This is a genomic window from Calditrichota bacterium (genome assembly GCA_014359355.1).
Lineage (GTDB): Bacteria > Zhuqueibacterota > Zhuqueibacteria > JANLFK01 > Oleimicrobiaceae > Oleimicrobium.
Genome location: JACIZP010000008.1, coordinates 1 through 11,174, shown reverse-complemented (window position 1 = coordinate 11,174; position 11,174 = coordinate 1). Strand labels below are relative to the sequence as shown.

The window sequence follows — 11,174 nt, the reverse complement described above, 5'->3', positions numbered from 1 at the left end:
GGATGGTATCGCGTGCTGCTTGCTGCAGGGCTCGCTCGGCATTCTGCTGGAAGCGGGCCGCTTGCGCCTTTCCCTCTTCCACGATGCGCGCTGCCTCCTGTTCGGCCTTCTGCAGCTTGGCAGCTGCCTCCTCCTCCGCTTTGGCAATGATCTCCTGAGAGGTCTGCCGCGCCTCCTCGATGCCCTCCTGCTTGATCTTCTCAATCAGGCTTTCAAGCTTCACTTCCATCACCCATCTCCTCCGCTTCGCACACGCCAGCAATTTGCCCCTTCAAGGCTAAAAATATATCCTGTTTTCAGGTAAACTGCAAAGGTTTTTTTCGGGACAGTCTTTCTCGCAGCCTCATCCACTACAGCTCGCATTGCCACCCGAAGGTCCAGCTTGCTTGCCCAGGAAGCAAACCCTTCCCACCTCAGGTTGGGGAGCAGGCAATCTATGACTGGTCGCGCCGCCTTCACCAGCCACAGCCGCCTCTGGTGCCAACCTTCCGTGCGAGTCGAGGCTGGGCCGGCGCTCCATCGCTGTTCGTCCGATGGCCTTCGTGCCGCGCTGTTGACCCAGCAGGTGTCGAAGGGCTATTCCAGGGCACCCAACCACCCACGCCTAACCAGCCACTTCACAAACTCCAAAAAGGGTGAGATCGTTGCGGTAGCCAGTCCCACAATCAGCCAATCACTTGCTGGTAAGGCATACGTCCCGAACACGCGCTGCAAAAAAGGAACATAAATAATTGCGCACAACAGAAGCATCTCCCACAGGATCGCCAGGTTTAGCCACTTGTTGGCAAATGGGCGGTCCAGGGCCGAATGGCGATCTGACCGGAAGTTGTACGCCTTCAAGAACTGGATGCCGATCAGAGAGACGAAGGCCATGGTCATGGCCTCCTGGGCGGTTGCTCCACTCCGGTAGGCCCAGGAAAAGAGGCCGAGATTGATCATTGTTGACCAGAACCCGGCAAAGGCCATCAGGACGACCACGGGTTTGGTAAAAATCCCAGCACGCGGCCGCCGTGGGCGCCGCTGCATGATATCGGGCGCTGCCGGATCGACCGCCAGGGCGAGGGCAGGAAACCCGTCTGTGGCCAAGTTCACGTAGAGGATTTGCACCGCAGTCAGCGGGAGCGGGAGCCCGGCCAGCAGGGCGCCTGCCATCAGGCCAATCTCGCCCACGTTGGAGGACAAGAGGTACATGAGGAACTTTTTGATGTTGTCGAAGATGCCCCGCCCTTCCTCGATGGCGGCAACGATGGAGGCAAAGTTATCGTCGGTCAGCGTCATTGCCGCCGCCTCTTTGCTCACATCGGTGCCGGTAATCCCCATGGCCACGCCAATGTCGGCTTTCTTGAGCGCGGGCGCGTCGTTGACCCCGTCGCCGGTCATGGCGACCACGTGCCCCTTCTTCTGCAAGGCTGTAACGATGCGCAACTTGTGGCTCGGCGCCACCCGCGAATAGACGTCGATCTCCTCGACGCGCGCCTCCAGCTCCTCCTCAGTCATAGCGTCGAGCTGGCTGCCGGTGACCGCCGTGCCACTCTGCGTCAGGCCCAGCTCACTGGCGATGGCCTGGGCGGTGATGGGGTGGTCGCCGGTGATCATCACCACGCGGATGCCTGCCTCACGGCAGCGCCGCAAGGCTTCCTTTGCTTCCGGCCGTGGCGGGTCAATCATTCCCACAAGCCCCAGGAAGATCATCCCTTGCTCGGCGGTTTCCGTGCTGGCCTCAGGCTTCCAGGCGATGGCCAACACACGCATGGCCTCGCCAGCCATGGCGGCGGCCTGGTGCAGAATGTGCTCCCGCGTCGCTTCGTGCAGGCGCACGTTCCCTTTGGCTGTGGCCACAAAGGAGCAAGAGCCGAGGATGACCTCGGGGGCTCCTTTGGCGCAGGCGACCACCCCCGAGGGGCCTCGATGCAGGGTGGTCATGCGCTTGCGCTCGGAGGAGAAAGGGATCTCTTGGACCCGCGGGTACTCTGCCTCGAGCTCGGCTTTGTGCACACCTGCCTTGGCGGCCAGGGTGAGCAGCGCCCCTTCGGTGGGATCGCCGCGGATCGTCCAGCGGCCCGTCTCCTCGTGGTGCACCAAGTGGGCATCCGAGGACAGCACCGCTGCCCGGAGCAGCCGATGCAGCACAGGATCAGAAGTGGGCTCGACCACCTCCCCCTGGCAGAGAAACTGCCCGACCGGCTCGTAACCTGCGCCAGTCACCTCTATGTGGCGATCGCCCACATAAAGGCGGCGCACGGTCATTTCGTCCTTGGTCAGCGTACCGGTCTTGTCAGTGCAAATCACCGACGCACTGCCCAGCGTCTCCACGGCGGGCAGGCGGCGAATGAGCGCATTGCGCTTGGCCATGCGCTGCACCCCAAGCGCCAAGGCGATGGTGACCACTGCCGGCAGGGCCTCTGGCACCACAGCCACGGCCATGGCAATGGCGAAGAGAAACATCTCCAGCGGAGGCTTGCCGCGCAGTACGCCCAGCACCCCAATCAAGGCGACCAGGACCAACGCCACCTGCGCCAGGATGGAGCCCACGCGATTGAGATTCTCCTGGAGCGGAGTCTTGGCGGCTTCCACGGTCTTGAGGAGCTCGGCGACCCGGCCAAATTCGGTCCGCGCTCCAGTGGCGACCACGACGGCCTGTCCCCTCCCATAAGTGACGACGGTGCCACTGTACACCATGTTCAGCCGGTCGCCAATCGGAAGGGCACCGTTCTCTATGGCCGCAGCGCTTTTTTCCACCGGGTGGGACTCGCCGGTCAGTGCTGCCTCGTCGACCTGGAGGTTGACCACTTCCAAGAGACGGCCGTCGGCAGGCACTTTGTCACCCGCAGAAAGCAGCACAATGTCACCGGGGACCACTTCGCGGGAGGGAATCTCTTGTTCCGTGCCGTCGCGGATCACGGTGGCACGCAAGGCGGCCATGCGGCGCAGTGCCTCCAGCGCCCGCTCCGCCCGGTACTCCTGCACGTAGCCCATGAAGACGGAAAAGAGCACGATCAAGGAGATGGCGATGGCCTCAGTACTGTGGCCAAGGGCTGCAGAAATAGCCGTGGCAACGAGAAGGATAACGATGAGGACGTTTTTGAACTGGCCGAGGAAGATCTTCCACCGCGAGATTTCCTCGGCACGTTCCAGCTCATTAGCGCCGTACTGGTCAAGACGGCGAGCGGCCTCGCCGCTACTGAGACCGCTGCTGCTGCTCCCCAGTTGCCGCAGAACTTCTTCACACGAAAGGGTATGCCAGAGAGGCTGGTTCATGGATGTATGTCGTCCCGAGCCCTGTCTCCACCACCCAGTGCACCATCGTACATCGGTTTGACCACAGCAGGTCTGGACTGCCGGAGACCTTCTACTTGCGGACGTACTGCAAAAAGACGCGCACGCCCTTGAGCAGCGCCCCCACGGTGCCGACGATGCCAAGCAGAGGCTTCTCGATGCGGTCGCGGAGCAAACTCTCCACGTCGCGCAGTTTGACTACCGTGTCGCGCACTGCATCGACGCTCTCTTCCACCTTGCCCATCTGCCGCTGCGCCTGCTTGACGAGGTCGCGTACGTCGTCGACCACCCGTGCCACGTCATGCGCAACAGGCGCTATCTGGAGGCGGACCGTCTCCATCAGCTTCTCGGCCTCCTTAGCGGCACGCCTGATCTGCCACAGCACCGGAATGAGCGCGAGGACAAAAATGACAATAAAGGCGGCAATGACCGTGACGCTAATGGACGTCAACATGGCAGAGCTCCTTCCTGCAGACAAAGGCCGCGTTTGTCCGGCATGACGGGCCGGGGCAACGGCCAGGGGTGGTGCCGCCCCAGGGGTTCTGCGGCGGCACCGTTTCTGTCGCTCGTGCTGGACCGATTAGCTTTCTGCGCCTTTCTTGCCCTTTTCTTCGGCGAAGGTGCGAGCACCAGCCTCCACCGCCCGGCGCAAGCGCCCCGTCTTTTCCGCCACAGCGCTCTTGGCCTGCTCTACCTTCTCCTCGGCCTCCTCTGCCAGCTCTGCGGCACGACGGCGTCCTTCGCCCACCAGCGTGGCCGCGCGTCTCTTGAGCTCTGCCAGCTCGCGGTCGGCCTCCTCAAGGAACTCCTCGGTGCGCTTCTTGATATCTTCGCGCGTCTCTTTCCCGGATTTAGGGGCGTACAGCAGCGCAATGATGGCGCCAACGGCTCCACCAATCAAAAACCCCTTCAGAAAAGCACCGCCTTCCTTGTTCATTGCTTTCTCCTCCGAAAAAATGAGTCCTCTCCTCACATCTCACCAAGCCACTTCAACCTTGCAGCCGGCTCTTGATTTGACGAAAATCGGGCTCGTCCTCCACCAATCCCTCGGGGATCGAGAGACGCCTCACTGTCCGTTTGACCCACTTCAGCCTCTGTTTGGCCGGATCATGGGTGACGCGCCATTTAGCCAGGGCCTGCGGCCGCTGCTCCTCCACCACGCGCAGGCGTTCTACCACGCGCACCAGGCCTTGCGGGTCGTAACCGGCCTTTTCCAGGTAGCTAACTGCGCGTGCATCGGCTTCCTCTTCTGCCGGGCGGCCGTAGGCAAGAATTCCTCTTGAGGTGAAAAGCTCTGCCACTACCTGCCGTGCGAGAGCCGGGTTTGCCCCAAAGAGTGACTCTGACGCCAGGGCCAAGCCATAGCGGGCGCTCACCTGCTCGGCGCCGTGTCGGCACGCTCCGTGCGCTACCTCATGGGCCAGAACCGCCGCAAGCTCGCAGGCCGTGTCCAGCAGCTCGAGCATGCCTCTCGAGACGTAGACGTAACCGCCTGGAAGCGCAAAGCTGTATACCTCCTCGGAGTCGATGACGCGGAACGCAAAGTTCAAGCCTGCCCAGTCCGAGTGTGCCGCGATGCGCCGGCCCAGCTGAGCGACGTACTTCTCCGCCTCGCTGTCGGCGAGGGCCGGGTAGCTCCGCGCTACCTCCTTCGCACACAGCCTCCCCAGCTCTAACTCCTGGTCAACGGTGATGAGTCTCACCTGGTGACGCTTGCCGACCGAAGAGGAACAGGTCGTCATGGGAAAGAGAATTGTTGCGACCAGAATGAGCTTGACGAGATCCCGCTGGAGTGCAGACACGTCTCACCTGCCAATGAGCTTTTTGAACTCATCTTCCGTGAGCATCGGCACCCCGAGCTCCCGCGCCTTCTCTGCCTTGGAACCAGGGTCAGTACCGACCACGACATAGTCGGTCTTTTTGCTCACCGAGGAGGCGGCATGGCCACCCAGCTCTTCAACCAGGCGCTGCGCCTCCTCCCGGGTGAATGAAGCGAGCGCGCCGGTAAAGACAAACGTCTTGCCCGCCAAAGGACCTGCGGTGACCTTGGGCGCGGGGGCCATGGCAACCCCTGCCTGGCGCAGCCGCTCCAAAGTGCGCAGGTTCTCCTCCTGGGAGAAAAACTGCCGAACGCTGCCAGCCACCTGCGGTCCGATGCCGTGCACGCTCATCAGCTGCTCCAAGGTGGCGTGGCTCAGCGCCTCGATGCTGCCGAACGCCTTGACCAGCACCTTGGCCACGTGTTCCCCCACAAAGCGGATGCCCAGGGCGAAGACCAGGCGGTCCAAGCTTCGCCGCCTGCTGGCATCGATGGCCCGCAACAGGTTGTCCGCGGACTTTTCCCCCATGCGCTCCAATTCGGCTATCTGCTCTCGAGTTAGGAAGTAGATGTCGGCCACATCCTTGACCAACCCCTTGTCCACCAGCTGGTCCACCAGCTTGTCGCCCAGGCCCTCGATGTCCATGGCACGGCGAGAGGCAAAGTGGCGGATGCGCTCCTTGAGCTGCGCTGGGCAGCGCATGTTCTGGCAGCGGTGCACTGCCTCGCCCTCCAAGCGCACCACTGGCCCTCCGCACACGGGACAGGTGGACGGCAAACGATAGGGCCTCTCCTGCCCGGTGCGCCGGGAGGTGATCACTGCGACCACCTCCGGGATCACGTCGCCGGCGCGCTGCACGACCACCCAATCGCCGATGCGCACATCCTTGCGGTCGATTTCGTCCTGGTTGTGCAAGGTGGCCCTGCTGACCTCGACGCCTCCCACGCGCACCGGTCGCATGACTGCCACCGGCGTGAGGGCGCCTGTACGCCCCACCTGCGCCACGATGTCAATGATCTGCGTCGTCTCCTGGCGCGCCTCGAATTTGTAGGCAATGGCCCAGCGCGGGCTCCTGGTGCGCACCCCCAGGCGTTCCTGCAGGTCGAGGCGATTCACCTTCACCACCACACCGTCAATCTCGTACGGCAATGTGTCCCGCAACTGCTGCATCTCCTGGTGGTAGGCAATTGCCTCAGCGACGCCGCGACACAGCCGCACATGCGGGTTCACCTTCAGGCCCCAGGCTTTGGCCCGCTGCAGGAACTCTTGTTGTGTTGCAAACGACGTTCCCTCGACCCGGCCAAGGGCATAGCAGTAGTAGTCCAAGGAACGGGAAGCTGTGATGCTCGAGTCCAGTTGCCGGACGCTCCCTGCAGCAGCGTTGCGGGGATTGGCAAACAGGGGCTCGCCAGCCATCTCCCGCTGCCGGTTCAGGCGTTCGAAGGCCTCCCTCTCCATGATTACCTCGCCCCGCACCTCCAGCCGCGCAGGCGGCGGCTCGGCAGTTGCCAGAAGACGCAATGGGATGCTCTTGATGGTTCGCAAGTTCTGCGTCACGTTCTCGCCGGTCATCCCGTCGCCGCGGGTCGATCCCAGGGTAAAGACGCCGTCGACATAGACCAGCTCCACCCCTAAGCCGTCCAGCTTGGGCTCGCACATGTACTCGACATCGCCGCTGAGGCTCAAGGCGCGCTTGACGCGGGCGTCAAACTCCACCAACTCCGCCTCGTTCATAGCGTTGTCCAGGCTGAGCATGGGCACCGCATGCGGCACCGTCTCGAACGCCTCCAGCGGCGGGGCCCCTACGCGCTGCGTGGGTGAATCCGGAGTCACCAGCTCAGGGAATTGCTGCTCCAATTCCACAAGCTCTCGCATCAGCCTGTCGTACTCCGCATCGGATATCTCCGGTGCGTCGAGCACGTAGTAGCGGTAGTTGTGGTAGTGGATCTGCTGTCGCAGCTCCTCGATGCGCCGCTTGGCCTGCTCAAGTTGCACGGTTCACCCCCAAGAAGCTTAGCCCTTGATCACACCCATCGGCCGCAGCTTGGCCACCTTAATCGAGATGCCGGCCCCGTGGACCGCCTCCACCACCTGCGACACATCCTTGTAGGCCTCCGGCATCTCCTCGGCCATGGTCTCCCGACTTGAGGCCATCACGAAGATGCCATGGTCTTCCAACTCGCGATGCAAGGCACGGCCACGTGCGCTCTTGATGGCCTGGTGGCGGCTCATTACCCGACCCGCGCCGTGGCAGGTGGAACCGAAGGTCTCCTCCATAGCCTTCTGCGTGCCCACCAGGACGTAGGAGTATCTTCCCATATCTCCAGGAATAAGCACTGGTTGGCCGATGGCGCGGTACTGCTCTGGAACGTCGGGATGGCCAGGCGGGAAGGCACGGGTGGCACCCTTGCGGTGTACGCAGAGTTCCATTTCCTTGCCATTCACGCGGTGACGCTCCAGCTTGGCGATATTGTGCGCCACCTCATAGACCACCTGCACGTTGATGTCCCGGGGACTCATGCCCATCGCCTTCTCGAACGCCTCGCGCGTCCAGTGGGTGATCATCTGCCGGTTGCAGAAGGCAAAGTTCACCGCACATGCCATGGCCGCCAAGTACTGCTGCCCCTCCGGCGACTTGACCGGAGCGCAGCACAGCTGGCGGTCGGGCAACTCGATGCCGTACTTCTGGCTGGCGCGCATCATCACGGCTATGTAGTCGTCGCACACCTGATGGCCAAATCCTCGCGAGCCGGTGTGCACGATAATGGTCACCTGGTCCTTGAACATCCCCAGCGCCTCTGCCAGCCGCTGGTCAAAGACCTCCTCCACGTAGCCCACCTCGACGAAGTGATTGCCGGACCCTAAGGTGCCGAGCTGCGGGCGCCCGCGTTCCATGGCCTTCGCACTGATCACCGACGGGTCTGCCCCCTGCATTTTGCCGTTCTCTTCTATCTTGTCGAGGTCCTCAGGCCGGCCGTAGCCGTTCTTCACCGCCCAGTGAGCACCCTCCACCAGCACCTGCTTTTCCTCTTGGGCGCTCAGGCGCAATTGCCCCTTGGAGCCCACGCCACTGGGGATGGCACGGAAGAGGGCGGCAACCACCTCTTTGATCTTCGGCTCAATGGCCTTGCGTTGCAGATCGGTGCGCAGCAGGCGCACCCCACAGTTGATGTCGTAACCCACTCCGCCCGGGGAAATGATCCCTTCCTCAACATCAAAGGCAGCCACGCCCCCGATGGGAAAACCGTATCCCCAGTGAATATCGGGCATTGCCAAAGAAAACTTGACGATGCCCGGCAGCTGCGCCACATTGGCCACCTGCTCATGGGCGTTGTCGCGGGTAACGTCCGGGAGCATCTCGGCAGACGCATAGATGCGGCCCGGGACACGCATCTTGCCCTCCTTTGGGATCTCCCAGAGGAAGTCGTTGACCTTACGCAGCTTCGGCTCACTCATATCGCGCCATCCTCCCCTTTCGCCTCTCCAGGGTCAGATGTCAAAGATTACCTGCGCCTCCCACTCCTGGTCGCGTTGCGTCACGTAGAGCTTGTGGTACGTCACTGCCTTGATCTCGGTGCGAATGGCGTGGCGTTGCGGGTCGACCTTCTCTCCGCGAGCCACTCCTCGCAAAAAACCATCGCCCAATGAGCTAATGCGGAACTCCCCATAAAGTTCCTGTTCAGTGCAGAACCAAAAGTTCAATTCTGACAGCCAGTTCACCAAGAGCTGGCCCAGGTCGTCGCCTGCCACCGCCACATGGCGGGTCAGGCTCTTCCGCACCGCACAGCTTGGACAAATGATCTGGAACATCGCCTCGGCAGCGAGCACAAACAGCTCCGGCAGCTCCGCGGCCCGCACACGGATGCCCACGTCGCCTGTGTGATCCACGAGCTCGATGTGTCGCCTTGTGCCCATGCCCTCGCACGCTCTTACTGCTTCAATGTAGCAAACAGCCGCGCCATAGTCAACAACTATTTGCGCACAAATTCGATGAGGCTCTGGTCATAATCCTCAGGGGGCACGAAGCCCAACAGCTGCAAGATGGTGGCGGCTATGTTGCTGAGGCCTGCGCGCGGCAGATCCTCCCGCAGGCGGTACTCTCCGGCGTAGTCGGGGTCAAAGATGATGAACGGCACTGGGTTGAGCGTGTGGCTCGTCTTCGCCTTTGGGTTGCCCGCTGCGTCGGTGACCACTTTGCCGTTCTTCCGCTCGAACATCTCTTCGGAGTTGCCATGGTCGGCAGTGATGATGGCCAGGCCGTGAAGTTCGCTCACCACCGGCAGCAGCCGCTTCAGCCCCAGGTCCACGGCCTCCACGGCGATGATGGCCGACTGCAGCACGCCAGTATGCCCGACCATGTCGCCATTCGGATAGTTGATCCGCCCCCACCGGTACTTGCCGCTCTTGAGGAGCTCGACGGTGCGGTCAGTGATTTCGGCGCTCTTCATCCACGGGCGCTGCTCGAAGGGCACGATGTCGGAGGGAATCTCAACGTATTCCTCGCGTTCTTCGTCGAATTTGCCGCTGCGGTTGCCGTTCCAGAAGTAGGTGACGTGCCCGTACTTCTGCGTCTCGCTGCAGGCGAACTGCCGCACTCCGCTGTTTACGAGGAGCTCACCCATGGTGCGGTCGATTGCCGGAGGCGCGACGAGGTAGCTCTTGGGGATCTTGAGGTCGCCATCGTACTGCATCATGCCGGCGTATTCTACCTTCGGGCGCGGGCTGCGATCAAACTTGTCGAACTGCTCCTCCTCAAAAGCCCTGCTGATTTCGATGGCCCGGTCGCCGCGAAAGTTGAAGAAGATCACCGAGTGGTGGTCCTCGATCTTGCCCACCGGCTGCCCGTTTTCGGCGATGACAAATGGCGGGAGGTCCTGATCGATGACACCTGGATGCCGCGCGCGGAAGGTGGTGATGGCCTCGGCGGCAGAGCGGAACTGCTCGGCCTGGCCATGCACGTGCGTCTTCCATCCCAGGGCCACCATCTCCCAGTTTGCCTCGTAGCGATCCATGGTTATCTTCATGCGGCCGCCGCCACTGGCGATGCGGTAGTCGACCCCCTCGCGGTTGAGGCCCGCCAAGAACTCCTCAAACGGCAGCACATAGTCCAAGGCGGAGGTTTCGCCCACGTCGCGGCCGTCCAGCAGCACGTGGATTCTGGCCTTCTTTACCCCCTCCCGTTTGGCCTGCACCAACATCGCCTTCAAGTGGTCGATGTGACTGTGCACGTTGCCATCGGAGAAGAGCCCGATGAAGTGCAGGGGTGTATCATGGCGCAGACAATTATCGATAAGGCGCCTCCACACTGGCCCGGCAAACATCTCGCCAGTGGCCAGCGAGCGGTTGACCAGCTTTGCGCCCTGGTCGAAGACCCGGCCAGCACCAATGGCATTATGTCCCACCTCGGAGTTGCCCATGTCCTCGTCAGAGGGAAGGCCCACTGCGGTGCCATGCGCCTGAAGCAACAGATGAGGGCAGGTCGCAAGAAGCCAGTCGAGGGTTGGGGTGCGCGCCAAACGGACAGCATTCCCCTCCTCATGGTTTGAGATTCCTATGCCATCCATGATCACCACAAGCAAGGGGCCCTTGCGGCCCGGGAAATGTTCAAGACGCTGCAGTTTCTCCACGCACTCCCTCCTTTTCCGGAGACAAATAGTTTGCAAAAGTCGCGGTAGATTGGTAAATTTACCTCAAAACGAAAGCGCCACTGGAGCAAGTACCTGATGAGGATCAGCCTTCGCTGTATCGCACCACTGTTGCTCACCCTCCTCTCGGCGGAGGTCGCCGCCACCGAATGGCCTCACGGATTGAGCCTCAGCACCACGGCCCGTTCGCTGCCGCGGGGCGAGCTAGTGGCCATTGCCTATTCGGAAGCCTATTTCAAGCAAGTTGAGTACACCCAACCCAGTGGCCGGCTCTTCCACGTCACCTACTGGGACATCCAGGGCAACGTTGGGCTGCGCTACGCCGTCAGCGACCACCTGGAGTTAGGCTTGCGCCAGATCCACTACCAGGACAACCACAAGGTCAGTCCTGGATTCAATCTCCCCGACGACCTCTTTATCTCGGCAGCTCTGG

10 protein-coding genes are annotated in these 11,174 nt (G+C 61.9%); 1 reads left to right on the top strand and 9 read right to left on the bottom strand.

The window, feature by feature from the left end:
- From H5U38_00205 to H5U38_00165, 9 genes are all read right to left on the bottom strand, one after another.
- Window positions 1–229, bottom strand: a 229-nt coding sequence (locus H5U38_00205; protein ID MBC7185433.1) for a V-type ATP synthase subunit E, incomplete at its 3' end; no start/stop codon positions are given.
- Between the two features lie 347 nt (window positions 230–576).
- Window positions 577–3,258 (bottom strand): cation-translocating P-type ATPase, encoded by a 2,682-nt coding sequence (locus tag H5U38_00200; protein MBC7185432.1) that lies wholly within the window; start codon window positions 3,256–3,258, stop codon window positions 577–579.
- 91 nt (window positions 3,259–3,349) lie between these two features.
- Entirely contained in the window at window positions 3,350–3,730 is a 381-nt protein-coding gene (locus tag H5U38_00195; GenBank protein ID MBC7185431.1) for a DUF948 domain-containing protein, read from the bottom strand.
- 126 nt (window positions 3,731–3,856) lie between these two features.
- Window positions 3,857–4,213 carry a YtxH domain-containing protein gene (locus H5U38_00190; GenBank protein ID MBC7185430.1) on the bottom strand — a complete coding sequence of 119 codons (357 nt, stop codon included), beginning with the start codon at window positions 4,211–4,213 and terminating at the stop codon, window positions 3,857–3,859.
- A gap of 52 nt (window positions 4,214–4,265) precedes the next feature.
- Window positions 4,266–5,078, bottom strand: coding sequence for a M48 family metalloprotease (locus tag H5U38_00185; protein MBC7185429.1), 813 nt, complete (start codon window positions 5,076–5,078; stop codon window positions 4,266–4,268).
- A gap of 3 nt (window positions 5,079–5,081) precedes the next feature.
- Window positions 5,082–7,091, bottom strand: coding sequence for an NAD-dependent DNA ligase LigA (ligA, locus tag H5U38_00180; protein ID MBC7185428.1), 2,010 nt, complete (start codon window positions 7,089–7,091; stop codon window positions 5,082–5,084).
- 18 nt (window positions 7,092–7,109) lie between these two features.
- Entirely contained in the window at window positions 7,110–8,552 is a 1,443-nt protein-coding gene (locus H5U38_00175; GenBank protein ID MBC7185427.1) for an RtcB family protein, read from the bottom strand.
- 33 nt (window positions 8,553–8,585) lie between these two features.
- Window positions 8,586–9,011 (bottom strand): archease, encoded by a 426-nt coding sequence (locus tag H5U38_00170; protein ID MBC7185426.1) that lies wholly within the window; start codon window positions 9,009–9,011, stop codon window positions 8,586–8,588.
- Window positions 9,012–9,067: 56 nt separating this feature from the next.
- Window positions 9,068–10,660: a 2,3-bisphosphoglycerate-independent phosphoglycerate mutase gene (locus H5U38_00165; GenBank protein ID MBC7185425.1), complete on the bottom strand. Its 1,593-nt coding sequence runs from the start codon at window positions 10,658–10,660 to the stop codon at window positions 9,068–9,070.
- Window positions 10,661–10,819: 159 nt separating this feature from the next.
- On the opposite strand from H5U38_00165, the gene H5U38_00160 reads away from it, so the two are divergent.
- A partial coding sequence (locus H5U38_00160) for a hypothetical protein (protein ID MBC7185424.1) occupies window positions 10,820–11,174 on the top strand: 355 nt, incomplete at its 3' end.